Here is a 13,921-nt window from a genome sequence, read left to right on the forward strand (position 1 = left end):
CCAAAGCTGTTGTCACCATGCACACCATTGGTGAAATTAATCGCTTAATGGCTGATGCTGGTGTGATGAAACGTTCGCTTATCTCTGCCAATCACTGCTTCGCTTTCGAGCGGGATTTTGTGGGAACTTGGCGTTGTATTCCACTTTGTGTTCGGCGCAAATTGGACTTAATGGGGCTGAAGCTGAAGTTGAGTCATTGGTTGGAGCTGTCGCAGACCCAGCGCCAAGAATTGGTGGATTGGTCGGATGCTCCAGATGCCCTTGAACAGTGTCGGGAGACGTTGCGCTCTCTGACTCGATCGATGGCTGATGGCATGGCGAAGGATCTTGCTCCAGCCGTGGATACGCCATGGCAGCAAGTTCATGCCATGCCGGTTGAGGTGGCTGATGCTGCGACAGCGCGCGGGGTGCGGTTGACTGCAGCGCAGTGGGCGAACTTGTCTGAGTTGGATCGATTTTGTCTTTGTAAGTTGGTCCGCCCTGGGCATGACCATCACAACCTGGCGGCAGCCTTCAGCGAAGTGTTGGGGTGAGCAGACGGCGCAGTGCTTCCAGCCGCCCCTTCTCTTGTTCGATGGGCTTCACCACCGACACCGCCGCCGCCACGATCACAGCACAGGCTTTCAGCTCGGGCTGCTTTGAAATAGGACAGGCTTGATCGTGCATCAATGTGTTGGCTTCGCAGGCGCTCTCTTGGGTAAAGCCCCAGTGCATCGGCAAGAACACGGAGCCGCGTCGGATCTTGTCGGTCACCTTCACTGTTGCGGTGATGTGTCCACGGCGAGAGCTGATCGCTGCCAATTCACCGTTTACAACGTTGAGTTCTTGGGCATCGCCGGGGTGAATCTCTAGAAGGGGTTCGGGATGCATGCTTCGCAGACGCTCCACTTTTCCAGTGCGGGTCATCGTGTGCCATTGCCCGAGGTAGCGCCCCACCGTCAGCACGAGTGGATAGGTGTCGCATGGGGGTTCAGCGAGGCCCAGCGGTTGGTCGATCGAGAAGCGTGCGCGCCCGGATGGCGTTGCAAACCGATGGTCGGTGTAGAGCCGTTTGGATTCGTGGGGGGTGGTGCTTTCGCTTGGACATGGCCATTGTTGAGGCCCCTCCTCTGCAAGTAAGGCATGGCTGAGGCCAGACATATCGCAGAGTCGGCCTCGGGTGAGCTCAGCAAATTCGGCATAGACGTCAGCGGCTGAGTTGAAGCGGAACTGCTTCTCGAAGCCGAGTCGTTGTCCCACCTCTGCAAACACTTCCCAGTCCGGGCGGCTTTCGCCAAATCGGCGGCGGTAAGCGGGGCAATAGGTGACTCTGCGCTCCGAGTTCGTCATGGCTCCTTCCTTCTCACTCCATTGGGCGGCAGGTAGGAGTAAGTGGGCGTAATGGGAGGTTTCGGAATCGGCGTAGGCCTCACTCACCACGACCAAAGGACACTTGCTCATGGCAGCTTTCACCCTGTCCAGATCAGGCATGCTGACGAGGGGATTGGTTGCGGCCACCCACCAGAGGTCGATCTCGCCCCTCTCCATCGCTTCGATCTGTTGCCAAGCGGCAAGACCGGGTGTGGCTGCGATGCTGCCGGCTGGAAACTTCCAAGCTTGCTCAACGTCCTGCCGATGTTGATCGTTAGCGACCAACCGATAACCCGGAAGTAGGTGGGATAGACCACCTGCTTCACGGCCGCCCATGGCGTTGGGTTGCCCCGTCAAAGAGAAGGGGCCAGCTCCCTCTTTGCCGATTTGTCCGGTGAGTAAATGCAGGTTGATCAGGCCGCACACCACAGCGGTGCCTTCTTGCCGCTGGTTCACCCCCATCGACCAAAGGCTGAGGACGTTTTCACGGCGGTGGAATAATTGCGCCACTTCCCGTAATCGCTTTTCGGGGAGGTTGCAGAAGCGGGCTACGCGCCTTGGTGTCCAGCGGGCTACGACGTCGAAAAAGGCTTCGTAGTTTTCGGTGTGGTCATCAATGAATGCTGGGTCTTGGCCGTTTTCTCGAAGAACCAGGTGAGCGATGCCGTGAAGCAAGGCAAGGTCACTTCCTGGTGCAATTGGTAGGTGGATGTCTGCTGCTTTAGCGGTATCGGTTCGGCGGGGATCGACGACGACGATCGTGACGCTTCCGGGATTGCGTTTTTTTCGTTTGAGTAGACGCTGGAACAACACGGGATGGCATTCGGCCGTGTTGGTGCCAATCAGGAATGCCACGCTGCAGTGATCGAGGTCGTCGTAGCAGCAGGGCGGGCCGTCAGATCCGAGGCTTCGGGTGTATCCAGCCACGGCTGAACTCATGCACAGCCTTGAGTTGGCATCAAAGTTGTTGGTGCCAAGGGCACCCTTCATCAGCTTTTGGGCGACGTAGTAGTCCTCTGTGTGGAACTGACCAGAGCCATACATCGCAATGCTATTAGCGTTGCCTCGACGCTCCAAACTGCAGGCCATTTGCTTGGTGATTCGCTCAAGAGCGTCATCCCAACTAATGGCTTCAAAATTGTCATTGAAACTGCTGCGAAATAGTGGTTGGCGGAGCCGACCACTGGCGAGGGTCTCGCCGACGGTGGCACCTTTGATGCACACCTGACCGAGGCTTGAAGGATGTTGCCGGTCGCCACGGGCTGTCCACATTGGGTTGCCTTCCGCATCCCGACGAACGGCTCGACCTTTCTCAGCAGGGGGCAAGAGTTCCAGGCCGCAGCCCACTCCGCAGTAGGGGCATTGGCTGCGCACGCTGCGGGGGCTTTGGGTCATACAAATAGAAGAAGAACAAAAACCCGGGGTCGAGGCCCCGGGTACAGCTGCACTGTCAGAGCACTGCGGAATGGAACTGATTAGGCCACTTCGCCTTCATGCAACTCATCGAAGGAACCTTTGGGTTCCTTGAGGAAGAAGAAGCAGAAGAAGGCGACGATCAGACCAGCTACACCCAGGATCTGGAAGAAGGCGCTGTTGGAAGCAGCGATCACCTCGGGAGTTGGTTCTCCGCCACCGCCCATCCACATCGGCAGAAGGCTGAAAATCGTGAGGTAAGTCACGGCACCAACGTTGCCGTAGGCACCGACGAGTCCGGCCACCTGTCCGGTGATGCGACGTTTGACAAGGGGGACCAGAGCAAATGTTGCCCCCTCGCCGGACTGCACGAAGAAGGACGCGAGCATGGTGATCGCCACGGCTATGACGATTCCAGTGGTGCCGGTGAAGGTACCGGGTTTGATCATGCTCATCACCAAGTAGCCGACTCCCAATCCAGCGGTGAGGAAGCCCATCGTGTTTTTCCGGCTACCAACTTTGTCGGAGATCAGGCCTCCAGCAGGACGGGCGACCAGGTTCACGAAGGCGAAGCAAGACGCCAGGATGCCTGCTGTGGCTTTCGGCAGATCGAATGTCGTTTCAAAGAAGGTCGGCAGCATGGACACCACCGCCAGCTCGGAGCCGAAGTTCACGATGTACGTGAGCTCCAAAATGGCAACTTGGCGGAATTCATAACGGTCTTCTTTGGGATAAACCTTGGTGCCAAGAATCAGTTCTCGATTGGTTCGAATAATTCCCCAGGTTTGGAAAGCAAACCAAACAGCCACGGCGCCAATGGCCAGTGGGTAAGTGCCCGCATTCAGGAATCCAACTTTTTGCAGGCGCCAGCAGAGCACGCAAAGAATGGCTGCGAAGGGAACATTCATTCCCAGCAATCCCCAGAAATCACGCATCGAGGTGACTTCTAAACCTGCGGTTCTCGAAGGGCGTTGGTAGGTCTTGCCCGGAGGTGTATCGGTGACGTTGAAGAAGTAGAAAATGCCGTACGCGGCAGAAATGATGCCGGTGATGGCAATGGCTCCACGCCAGTTCAAAACCGCACCAGTTGGTAGTTCAAATCCACCGGAGAACGACAGGAAGCCGGCGAGGGCCACCATGGTGAGAGCGGAAAAGGCGGAGCCAAAGTTGCCCCAGCCGCCGTAGATGCCCTCGGCTAAGCCGATCTCTTTGGGTGGGAACCATTCAGCCACCATGCGGATTCCGATCACGAAGCCGGCGCCAACGATGGAGAGCAGCAGACGAGCCACCACCAATTGGTTGAAATCCTGTGCCGACGCAAACAGCAGGCAGGGGATGGCTGAAAAGACCAGGATCCCTGAGTAGGTGAGCCGAGGCCCGTATTTATCGAGCAGCATGCCGATGAGCACGCGAGCCGGGATGGTGAGGGCCACGTTGCAAATAGCCACGGTGCGGATCTGACCCAGCGTGAGTCCGAGATCCGCTTTAACGGTGGTAGCAAGAGGGGCCAGGTTGAACCAGACCACGAAGGTCAGGAAAAAGGCGAACCAGGTGAGGTGGAGGGTTCGATACCTTCCCTGGAACGACCAAAGGTCGCGAAGCATTGCTTGAGTGGTGTTATGCCACGGGCTTCAGAAAAAAGGTGCCCGAGGGTGACGAAACGGTCTAAAAAACATCCGCTTATGGATCTAGTTAACCAATTATGGATGACATTTTTGGTTTGAATGGCTACTTAAAATTTCATTTTTGTATCTTGCATTACATCTATTTTTCTGATGAGATTGATCAGTTATCCTGCTTAGCTTTGATTTAGTAGTTGTTGCGACACTCTTGGGTGCTGTCTTGGTCGGAGATTTGTTTTAGAAGGATGAATTGTTTGGTTAAGTCGCTTCGTGTTTGCCTTCTGAGTGGTGGTGAGAGCCGTCGGATGGGGCGGGACAAAGCATTGCTGCCGCATCAGAAGGGTGGTGTTTGGCTCACGGCAATGATTGATCAGTTGATGCCATTGGGTCTGCCGGTTGTTGTGGTCAGCCGCCATCAGGTTCACGCGGATGTCTTGGCGCATCAATCTGATCTGAAATTTGTGTTGGAGCCACCTCCCTGGAATGGACCATTGCAGGCTCTCAACTTTGTTTTGTCATCCGGATCAGATGGTGCTTGGCTTGTGCTTCCCGTGGATATGCCTCGGCTCACGACCGTCGTCTTTCAACAATTGATTGACGCTTGGCGACGGCACCCCAACAAGGTGGCTGTGGCCCATGACGGTGAGCGCCTTCAGCCGCTTTTGGCCATCATTCCTTCGGGATCTCCCTTCCGAACATCTTTGTCAGAGCAGCTTTCTAGTGGTTGTTATCGCTGGTTGGACTGGTTGGACCGGGTGCCCTATGAGTCAGTGGTGCTGCCTTCAGGTTGTTTGCTGAATGCCAATCAGCCGAAGGATCTGTTGGCGTTGTCGGAATGACTGATACGACATCGAATGTTGATTGGTATGGAAGGCCACTGGGTGTGATGCGTTTGTCGCTGACGGCCCGCTGCAATTTGGCGTGCCCCTATTGCTGCCCTGATTCTCGTGATCCAGAGGGAATGCTGGATTTGCAGGACCAGTTGCGTTTAATTCGTGTTGCTTGTTCCTTGGGAGTTCATACCGTCAGGCTGACCGGCGGAGAGCCATTGCTCAGTGATCGCCTTGAGCCATTGTTGGCGGCGATTGCTTTTGATCGACCTGCTGGCTTGAAGGAATTAGCTCTGACGACGAATGGTGTTCTGCTTTCGCCTGAGCGAGCTTTGCGGCTCAAGCGTGCTGGTTTGGACCGTATAACGATCAGCCTGGATGGTGCCGATGGAGCCAGTGTTGCTCGCATGGCTGGTTTGCAAGGTGGGGCTCCAGCTGGTCAATCCTTGTTGGATCAGGTGTTGTTGGGTCTAGAGGCGGCTCGATCGGCTGGCTTCCATTCGTCTCACGGTGCTTTGAAGCTCAATACGGTGATTCAGAAAGGCCGGAATGATGATCAGTTGATTCCGTTGGCCCGGCTGGCCCGTGATCGCGGGTTGGAGTTGCGTCTGATCGAATACATGGATGTGGGAAGCCGTAACGGTTGGTCGCTTGCTCAGGTGATGCCTGCTGTGGAGATGGTGCAGTGCGTGTCATCGCACTGGCCTCTAGACCCGGTTGGCCGTTCATCAAACTCCACGACATCGCGGTGGCGGTATCGCGATGGTGCTGGCCATATCGGTGTGATTAGTTCAATTAGCGCGCCGTTTTGTGGAGATTGCAATCGGATAAGGGTTACTGCAGATGGTCAAGTATTTACTTGTTTATTTGCATCGCAGGGCGTAGATCTTCGGCCTTATTTAAGAGCTAGCGAACCAGAGCTTCAGCTCCGTGATTGCCTGGCTGGTTTATGGACGCGCCGCTCTGATCGCTTTAGTGAAGAGCGGAGTCTGCGGAGTGGTCAAGAAAAACCCCATGCCGAGATGGCTTATCTGGGGGGATAGGGCTATCTGGTGCCGTTTATTGGATATTTATGAAATCGTTTCTAGTTCTTAGAGCCTTTCTTGTGGTTGTCCTAAAGAGCGTGAAAGTGCTTTCTGCAGTCATCAAGAGTGATCACACACTCAACACCTTGGTCTCGATTCACCACGCGGTAGGTCTGGCCGGTGGCCATGCATTTCGTCCGGGCATCCACGAAAGCTTTAAATTCCGTTTTGCGTTGGATTTCAGGCTGCCAGTGAGTGCCTGATTTTCTCTCGATTGTGAACATGGCGGGACCTAACCCTTGCACCATGGCTCTGATGGCGACCAGTTGTTCAGAAACTTCGGAAAAAACTCGGGATCACTCCTGTAAGTACGTGGAGGATGTGAGTTTGCCCATCTCTGAGCGCTTGCTAGGGAGTCGCTTCTGCCTGCTCAGGTTCACAAGAACCTTGGCAGGCAGAAGGGTGATGCTCAGCTGCAGCGCACGTACTGCAGGCCGCGGTAAGTCAGTACAACCGACTGCTCAGTTTTTGCTGCCTGTTGGCGCGTCTTGTAGATGTGACGTCGATAGGTGAGCTGAACGCTTGTGGGCTGTTCAGTGACGTGAGGCTGTTGATACTGATGGCCTCTGTACAGAAGGGAAGTCATGGTGATTGTTCAAGCAAGCTCCCAGGTCCCCGTTCCATGGCCTGAGGTGTGATGCGCTTTGCGTATCAGCAAAGTGAACGTTGTGTAGCTGTTGCTACAGCAAAATTTTCCCTAACAACAAATAGCAATGGAGTTCAGACTGATACATCTTTAGGATTTCTTATGAAACTAGGTTGCTTTCTCGTTCATGATTTGCAGTTTTCGCTGGATTCTTAGCTGACGACCCTTCTCAAAAGGGCTGGTGATTAGGTCGTGAATGTTGTTCTTGGGTTTGGAATGGATTGGAGCGTATTGCTTAAAGCGTGGCTGTTGGCACTAAAAAACTTTATTGACTCGGTCAAAGTAGTGGGAAATAAATTGGGAATTCCCATTGCTACATGTTTGAGTTGATTTCGTACGAACGATTTAGGGATACGCCTGCAGTGCGGTTTTTTGATGTCACGATAGGGTCGTCAAATGCCCGTGATCTTGTTATTCATAGTGGGCCTGCCATTAGTCCTCCAAATGATCTGAAAACAGGAGACTGGCAATTTTATTTACATCCCCACCAGGAAGATAATCTCCTCGCTGCAAGTGGAGGGCGTACGTTTTATCTCGTTAATCTTTCTTGGGATCAGCCTTTTCATATTGTTCGTTTAGCGGCTGGAGGCGACATCCTCCGTATCCCTCCTGGAACGTTTCATCGATCCATCTCTGATTTGGATGGATCAGTTGTGCTGAATCAAGCGGTTCGTGACCAGGGAGCATCGTTGACCCGTGAATTCCGTGTTTACAACAGTGGTCGCATCCCTGCTTTGAAATTTGCGACGTCCCTGGGTGCTAGCCGACCTGTGCTGCATGGTGTTGAGCCCCTTCTTCAAGCTGCTTGAATCAGGGTCGTTTTTTTCTCAGGTTGATTGGTTTTGTCGTCAACGGTGGCTTGGATCGTCCAACTCAGTTGGCTTTGCGTTGATGCCAGTCCGCTGAAGTTGCCAGTAATCGCTGCCGTGAGGTCTGGACTTGAGGAGCTTGCCAGCACGATGTAGCGATCGGTTGTTTCTCCTCCGGCGCTCGGATCAAATCCACGCCATCCGGCACCTGGTAAATAAATCTCTGCCCAGGCATGTAGGTCGTACGACTCGGGTGCTGGATTCGCTAGGTGATACCCGCTTACAAATCGTGCCGGTAGCCCAATGCTTCTGCAGCATTCGACCATCAACATGGCGAGGTCGCGGCAGGAACCAACCCGCTCCCGCAGTGTTCGTCCCGCCGGCCAGGCGGCACCTTGATGACGTTGGGTGTATTTGACCCTGTCTTGGATCATCTCGATGAGCTGCTGGAGAAACGACAGTGCTTGTTGGTTGGTGCCCATCAAGGCGTCTTGAGCCAAAGCAACAGCTGAGGGATCGTGTTGCCCATTTGGCAGCCAGCCCTCCAGTGCACCTTGAAGATCTGGATTTAGACGACCCCGTGGGTAGGGGAGCAGTGGTTCGCGACCACCTAGACAATTCAGTAAGGGCGCTGCAGTTGTGGTTTCAACGCGACTGCAAGCTTCAAAGCGGAGTTCGTCGGTGGTGTTCAGAAAGCGCACGCGTTGAATGGCATCGCCACTGGCTGCCACGAGTTCATGGCTGTGGCAGGGCTTGGGCGAAATGTTGAGTTGGTAATCCAGCAGGCGCTGATGACCATGACCCCGAGGTCGCATGCAGAGTCTGTGCTCGCTCAAGCTGACCGGAGCGTCGTAGTTGTAAGTGATGCAGTGGGTTAGCTCAGCGCGCATGAGGGATCAGTGGGAATGGAGCCAAGGTCGGTGGTGACGAAATATCGAGCGTGAATGAGTTGATGGAGTTGATTGAGATCCCCCTGTAACTCGTCAATGGCTTCGTGCAGCCCCCGTTCAATCAGGGCGTCAATCCGCACATAGCTCCACTTGGCGAGCAATTGCCCCCGCAGGCATTCGAGATCATCAGGAGGGCCCAGTTGTGGCTGTCGTTGGATGAGCTGCAATGTGTCGTTGATTTGTTGCAAACAGAAGCGCACTGACCTTGGAAAAATTGGATCCAGTAAAAGGAACCTGGCCACAGAGGATGGAGTGATCGCCTGTTGAACACTTTGCCGGTACATCTGGTAGGCCCCAGCTGTACGAAGTAGAGATATCCACTGAAGTTCATCAAGAACACCGCCAATTTCTTTTGGGGTTGGCAGAAGAAGAAAATACTTCACATCAAGGATTCTGGATGTTTTGTCGGCGCGTTCAATCCAACGGCCTAGTTGACTGAAGAGCCAGGCTTGATCGCGGCTCAGGGTGACATCCGTAATGCCATAAAACAGTTGGCAACCTCTTCGGATGCTGCGGAGTTGTTCTTGATCTGGTTCCTGCCAGATGGCTTCTCCATCTTGAACATTCCAGTAGAGGTCGTTCAATTGCTCCCACATTTCTGTGGTAATAACATCGCGGATTTGGCGTGCATTTTCCCTGGCAGTGGCAATGCAGCTGAGGATGCTGTTGGGATTGTCGCGATCAAGCAGCAAAAATCCCACGACATCTCGCGGAGATCGCAGCGGATAGCCCTGATCGAAGCTCTGCCTGTCTCCACTGGCATCAATCAGTGGAAGCCACGGTTCGGCGCTGCCAGGTGGACAATCCAAAGCCATAGCTTCACTGACTTCTAGAAAACGAGAAATGTTCTCTGCGCGTTCCACATATCGATTAATCCAGTAGAGGGAGTCGGCAACCCGGCTCAGCACGAGATCACCTCCTGACTCGTTGTTGCAACCTGGCCATCACCAAGAAACTGGCTGTCACCGACAACCCATGTGTCCTTGCAACCACCACCTTGCGATGAGTTCACGACAAGGGAGCCACGTTTCAAGGCGACGCGAGTGAGTCCACCGGGACTGACCCAATTCGATGCTCCGCGTAAAACATAAGGCCTTAAATCCACATGACATGGAAATAGCTCCCCATTGCTAAGTGAGGGAACAGTTGAGAGTTGAAGTGTGGGTTGTGCAATGTAATTTCGAGGATTTGATCTAATTTTTGAGTCGAATTCTGAAATTTCACTTCGGCTTGATTGTGGTCCTATCAACATTCCATAACCTCCTGCTTCGGCTACAGACTTCACCACAAGCTTTTCGAGGTTTTCTAAAACGTACTGGCGATCATCTGGGCGGGAGCAGAGATAGGTTGTGACGTTATCGATGATTGGTTCTTCATTGAGGTAATAACGGATCATTTTGGGTACATAGGCGTAGATCAATTTGTCGTCGGCGACCCCGGTTCCTGGAGCATTGGCGATGGCAATGCGGCCGTTTTGTAAAACATCCATAAGGCCCGGCACGCCAAGAGCAGAATCACGGCGGAAGACCTTTGGATCAAGGAAATCGTCATCGATTCTTCTGTAGATCACGTCCACCGGTTCGCGTCCAGTGGTGCTGCGCACCCAAATGCGGCCGTCTTCGCAGATCAGGTCACGCCCTTCCACTAGGGCTATGCCCATCTGTTGGGCGAGGTAGCTGTGTTCGAAGTAAGCACTGTTGAACACTCCAGGTGTGAGCAGCACAACGCGTGGTGTGTCTGTCCAGGGAGCTAAGTCCTGCAGTGTCTGCAACAACCTGGAGGGATAGTCGTCGATGGGTTGCACGGTTCGACCAGCAAACAGGCTGGGAAACAACCGCTTCATCACCCGTCGGTTTTCGAGGAAATAGGCCACACCAGATGGACAGCGCAGGTTGTCTTCCAGCACCCGCCATGTGCCTTCTTCGTCGCGGATTAGATCCAGTCCTGAGATATGGCACCAGCGATTCAACGGCAGCTGGATGTCTTGCATCTGGGGTCTCCAGCCCTGAGAACTTTCCACGTCTTCACGCGGAATGACACGATCCTTCAGGATTTTCTGTGGTCCATATACGTCGGCTAAAAACCGATCGATGGCTTCTAATCGCTGGACGAGACCACGTTCGAGCTTGGCCCAGTCGTTGAGGTGAATGAGCCTTGGTAGGGGGTCGAAGGGCAGGATCCTTTCCCCACCATGTAATCCAGTTCCATTCAGCCGGAATGTGGCCCCGAGCCGTCGCAAGAGGTTTCCGGCAGAGACATGATTCCGATTGAGTTCCGTGAGCCCAATCTGACCAAGCGAAGAAAGTAGTGGTTCCAAGTCTGCTCTGGGGGCAGATTGTTTCCGACAAAAATATTCGTCGTAACCCAGGGTTGGCCGATACTCATTGAACATTGGCTCAACAATCGATCAATACATCAAAGAACTGTGTGTCTGCTGAGCTAAGTGTTGTTTGTTACTGATCGCTCGATCAGGTCATCAACCGGCTCGAGTGGTGGGTTTTTTAGTCTCTGTTTATACCCCTGATTGATCAAGGATGATGAGTAGACCAGTGACGAAAAGCATTTTTTGCCTAGGGCAGTATTGCTGAAAACTCTCTGATGTCGTTTTGGATGAAGTTCTTTGGTCGCGATTGATTTTCGCGATGATGCTGTTCAAGAACTCACCGAGATTTACGAGCGCAGTCAGGTCCTTTGGATTCAATAATGGCTCGATGAAATGGCTGAACTCCCCATGCTTAATCGACTTGTTGCTTGATTGTTGGCACAGCTATGGAGAGCTGATCTAAGGCATTGGAAAGGAATCGTTGGCCGAATTGTTCAACGGTGTCTCCAAGACGGTCGACCTCGTGACGGAGATGGTTCGGCCCGTGCTCTCCCAAGGCATCGACAACAAATTCATGATCCTCCTGGATCCAGCGTTCCAAATTCCCCTTCTGCACTTCCCAGTGACATTGCAGACCGAGGGCATGTTGCCCGATACGAAAAACCTGCTCTGCACAAGCCACACTCGATCCCAGCAATGTGGCTATGGCAGGTAAATGAATGCGATCACCGTGCCAATGCAAGGCGATATTGCTGTTGCTACAACCCTTGAGCCAGGGTTCGTTGGCAGGATGAACGCACCAGGTCACCGCGGCGAAGCCCACTTCTTTGGATGGAGTTGGCGGCTCGCCCAACCGCAGTGGTGTGACGGATCCACCCGCAGCAAGCGCTAGCAGCTGAGCACCAAGACAGATCCCCAAAATTGGTTTGTGGTGTTGATGCCAGATCGTTACCCAGTCCAGCTCCCGCTGCAGCCAATCCATCCCTGGAGACTGTCGATCGTTTACCCCCATCGGTCCGCCGAGCACAAGAGCGATGGTGTTGTGGCATTGGCTGGGATCAGGCAGGGGTTCGCCTTGGTCCAAACGGATGGTTTGGAGTTCGAACCCTCGTTGTTGGGCCAGAGCGCCAATAAGATCTGGACCTTCGCGGTCGATGTGCTGGAGCACCAGCAGTTTTGTGATCAAAGCAGCAGATAACGCTGCGCAAGTGGCAGTACCTCAGCGGGTTCACAGGTGAGCAGTTCACCATCCGCGAACACTTCATAGGTTTGCGGATCAACGCTCACGTTGGGTAGTGCGGAATTCAGTTTGAGTGCACTTTTCCCCACGCTGCGGGTGTCGCTCACCGCACGACATGTGCGTTCGAGGCCGAGATGTTTTGGGATGTCGGCATCCATGGCCGCTGCACTTAAAAAAGTGAGGCAGCTGGGCGCCAAGGATTTGCCGAAGGCTCCGAACATTGGGCGGCCGTGCACCGGGCCTGGTGTGGGGATCGATGCATTCGCATCTCCCATCTGAGCCCAGACAATCGAACCCCCTTTAATCACGAGTTCGGGTCGGATGCCAAAGAATCCAGGCTTCCACAACACGAGGTCGGCAAGCTTGCCGGTTTCGATTGATCCCACTTCGCGACTGATGCCGTGGGCTAGAGCCGGGTTGATCGTCACCTTGGCGATGTAGCGCTTGATCCGGTGGTTGTCGTTGCGGCTGGAGTCTTCCGGTAATGCTCCACGCTGCACTTTCATCTTGTGCGCGGTTTGAAAGGTGCGTGTGATCACCTCGCCGACACGACCCATCGCTTGGGAGTCGCTGGCGATGATCGAAAAGGCGCCCAGGTCGTGAAGGATGTCTTCAGCGGCGATCGTTTCGCGGCGAATTCTTGATTCCGCGAAGGCCACGTCTTCCGGGATTTTCGGATCGAGGTGATGGCACACCATCAACATGTCGAGGTGCTCTTCGAGCGTGTTGCGGGTGTACGGACGTGTGGGGTTGGTGCTGCTGGGCAGCACGTTGGCCTCGCCGCAGATTTTGATGATGTCTGGAGCGTGGCCCCCGCCCGCACCCTCGGTATGGAACGTGTGGATGGTGCGCCCCTTGATCGCGGCGATGGTGTCTTCGACAAACCCCGCTTCATTCAGGGTGTCGGTATGGATGCAGACCTGCACATCCATTTGATCCGCCACCGACAAACAAGCGTCAATGGCGGCGGGTGTTGTTCCCCAGTCTTCGTGGAGTTTGAGGCCGCAAGCCCCAGCTCTTACTTGCTCTTCTAGGGCCTCGGGGGTGCTGGCATTGCCCTTGCCGAAGAAACCCAGATTCACCGGCAAACCTTCAGCGGCTTGAAGCATGCGGCCGATGTGGAATGCCCCTGGGGTACAGGTGGTGGCGTTGGTTCCGGTGGCTGGCCCGGTGCCACCGCCGAGCATTGTTGTGACCCCACTCGCTAAGGCTGTTTCGATCTGCTGTGGGCAGATGAAATGGATGTGGCTGTCGATGCCACCCGCCGTGAGGATCTGTCCTTCCCCAGCAATGGCCTCCGTTCCTGGTCCCACGACGATCGTCACCCCCTCTTGGGTGTCGGGGTTGCCGGCTTTTCCAATGGCAACGATGCGGCCGTCCCTCAGGCCCACATCGGCTTTGACGATGCCCCACCAATCCAGGATTAAAGCGTTGGTGATGACGGTGTCGACGGCACCTTCAGAGCGTGGAGTTTGGGCTTGGCCCATGCCATCGCGGATCACTTTGCCGCCGCCGAATTTCACTTCATCGCCGTAAACGGTGTAATCCTTTTCGACTTCGAGAATTAACTCGGTGTCGGCCAGGCGGATGCGGTCACCGGTGGTGGGTCCGTAGGTTTCGGCGTAAGCCTGGCGGGAGATGCGGTAGGGCATA

The 13,921-nt window shown here is 54.4% G+C and carries 12 protein-coding genes; 4 read left to right on the forward strand and 8 right to left on the reverse strand.

The window, feature by feature from the left end:
* The first annotated feature begins 47 nt into the window (after positions 1–47).
* Positions 48–533: a nitrate reductase associated protein gene (locus BL107_RS02045; protein WP_369791576.1), complete on the forward strand. Its 486-nt coding sequence runs from the start codon at positions 48–50 to the stop codon at positions 531–533.
* Here the strand turns inward: BL107_RS02045 and BL107_RS02050 are convergent.
* Together BL107_RS02050 and BL107_RS02055 are read right to left on the reverse strand one after the other, a co-directional pair.
* Positions 514–2,745, reverse strand: coding sequence for a nitrate reductase (locus BL107_RS02050; protein ID WP_009788605.1), 2,232 nt, complete (start codon positions 2,743–2,745; stop codon positions 514–516). The two genes, BL107_RS02045 and BL107_RS02050, sit on opposite strands and share 20 nt — an antisense overlap.
* A gap of 80 nt (positions 2,746–2,825) precedes the next feature.
* Positions 2,826–4,367, reverse strand: a complete 1,542-nt coding sequence (locus tag BL107_RS02055) for an MFS transporter (RefSeq protein ID WP_009788606.1) — start codon at positions 4,365–4,367, stop codon at positions 2,826–2,828.
* Between the two features lie 263 nt (positions 4,368–4,630).
* Here BL107_RS02055 and BL107_RS02060 point away from each other — a divergent pair, with 263 nt between their 5' ends.
* Together BL107_RS02060 and moaA are read left to right on the forward strand one after the other, a co-directional pair.
* Positions 4,631–5,224 carry a molybdenum cofactor guanylyltransferase gene (locus BL107_RS02060; protein WP_071984222.1) on the forward strand — a complete coding sequence of 198 codons (594 nt, stop codon included), beginning with the start codon at positions 4,631–4,633 and terminating at the stop codon, positions 5,222–5,224.
* Entirely contained in the window at positions 5,221–6,258 is a 1,038-nt protein-coding gene (gene moaA / locus BL107_RS02065) for a GTP 3',8-cyclase MoaA (protein ID WP_037987912.1), read from the forward strand. The genes BL107_RS02060 and moaA overlap by 4 nt, the downstream gene beginning before the upstream one ends.
* Positions 6,259–6,709: 451 nt before the next feature.
* On the opposite strand, the gene BL107_RS12115 is transcribed toward moaA, so the two are convergent.
* Positions 6,710–6,886 carry a DUF4278 domain-containing protein gene (locus tag BL107_RS12115; RefSeq protein WP_009788610.1) on the reverse strand — a complete coding sequence of 59 codons (177 nt, stop codon included), beginning with the start codon at positions 6,884–6,886 and terminating at the stop codon, positions 6,710–6,712.
* Between the two features lie 377 nt (positions 6,887–7,263).
* On the opposite strand from BL107_RS12115, the gene BL107_RS02075 reads away from it, so the two are divergent.
* Positions 7,264–7,755 carry a hypothetical protein gene (locus tag BL107_RS02075; RefSeq protein ID WP_009788611.1) on the forward strand — a complete coding sequence of 164 codons (492 nt, stop codon included), beginning with the start codon at positions 7,264–7,266 and terminating at the stop codon, positions 7,753–7,755.
* On the opposite strand, the gene BL107_RS02080 is transcribed toward BL107_RS02075, so the two are convergent.
* The 5 genes from BL107_RS02080 to ureC all read right to left on the reverse strand — a co-directional run bounded on the left by BL107_RS02080 (position 7,743) and on the right by ureC (position 13,920).
* Complete coding sequence (locus BL107_RS02080) at positions 7,743–8,645, reverse strand: transglutaminase family protein (RefSeq protein WP_009788612.1); 903 nt, start codon at positions 8,643–8,645, stop codon at positions 7,743–7,745. The genes BL107_RS02075 and BL107_RS02080 overlap by 13 nt on opposite strands.
* A complete protein-coding gene (locus BL107_RS02085; RefSeq protein ID WP_009788613.1) occupies positions 8,630–9,613 on the reverse strand; it encodes an alpha-E domain-containing protein in 984 nt (327 codons plus the stop codon). The genes BL107_RS02080 and BL107_RS02085 overlap by 16 nt, the downstream gene beginning before the upstream one ends.
* Positions 9,607–11,097, reverse strand: a complete 1,491-nt coding sequence (locus BL107_RS02090; RefSeq protein WP_009788614.1) for a circularly permuted type 2 ATP-grasp protein — start codon at positions 11,095–11,097, stop codon at positions 9,607–9,609. The genes BL107_RS02085 and BL107_RS02090 overlap by 7 nt, the downstream gene beginning before the upstream one ends.
* 343 nt (positions 11,098–11,440) lie before the next feature.
* Complete coding sequence (locus tag BL107_RS02095; protein WP_009788615.1) at positions 11,441–12,214, reverse strand: GMP synthase; 774 nt, start codon at positions 12,212–12,214, stop codon at positions 11,441–11,443.
* Entirely contained in the window at positions 12,211–13,920 is a 1,710-nt protein-coding gene (gene ureC, locus BL107_RS02100; protein ID WP_009788616.1) for an urease subunit alpha, read from the reverse strand. The genes BL107_RS02095 and ureC overlap by 4 nt, the downstream gene beginning before the upstream one ends.
* Between the last annotated feature and the right edge of the window lies 1 nt (position 13,921).

Origin of the sequence: Synechococcus sp. BL107 (assembly GCF_000153805.1) — a bacterium.
Taxonomy (GTDB): Bacteria; Cyanobacteriota; Cyanobacteriia; order PCC-6307; family Cyanobiaceae; genus Parasynechococcus.

What these genes read in the sequence shown, in the direction of transcription:
- BL107_RS02060 (WP_071984222.1), top strand. Translation starts at nt 4,631, where the DNA reads ATGAATTGTTTGGTTAAGTCGCTTCGTGTTTGCCTTCTGAGTGGTGGT.
- BL107_RS02050 (WP_009788605.1), bottom strand. Translation starts at nt 2,745, where the DNA reads ATGACCCAAAGCCCCCGCAGCGTGCGCAGCCAATGCCCCTACTGCGGA.
- BL107_RS02055 (WP_009788606.1), bottom strand. Translation starts at nt 4,367, where the DNA reads ATGCTTCGCGACCTTTGGTCGTTCCAGGGAAGGTATCGAACCCTCCAC.
- BL107_RS02075 (WP_009788611.1), top strand. Translation starts at nt 7,264, where the DNA reads ATGTTTGAGTTGATTTCGTACGAACGATTTAGGGATACGCCTGCAGTG.
- ureC (WP_009788616.1), bottom strand. Translation starts at nt 13,920, where the DNA reads ATGCCCTACCGCATCTCCCGCCAGGCTTACGCCGAAACCTACGGACCC.
- BL107_RS02090 (WP_009788614.1), bottom strand. Translation starts at nt 11,097, where the DNA reads ATGTTCAATGAGTATCGGCCAACCCTGGGTTACGACGAATATTTTTGT.
- BL107_RS02080 (WP_009788612.1), bottom strand. Translation starts at nt 8,645, where the DNA reads ATGCGCGCTGAGCTAACCCACTGCATCACTTACAACTACGACGCTCCG.
- moaA (WP_037987912.1), top strand. Translation starts at nt 5,221, where the DNA reads ATGACTGATACGACATCGAATGTTGATTGGTATGGAAGGCCACTGGGT.
- BL107_RS12115 (WP_009788610.1), bottom strand. Translation starts at nt 6,886, where the DNA reads ATGACTTCCCTTCTGTACAGAGGCCATCAGTATCAACAGCCTCACGTC.
- BL107_RS02045 (WP_369791576.1), top strand. Translation starts at nt 48, where the DNA reads ATGGCTGATGCTGGTGTGATGAAACGTTCGCTTATCTCTGCCAATCAC.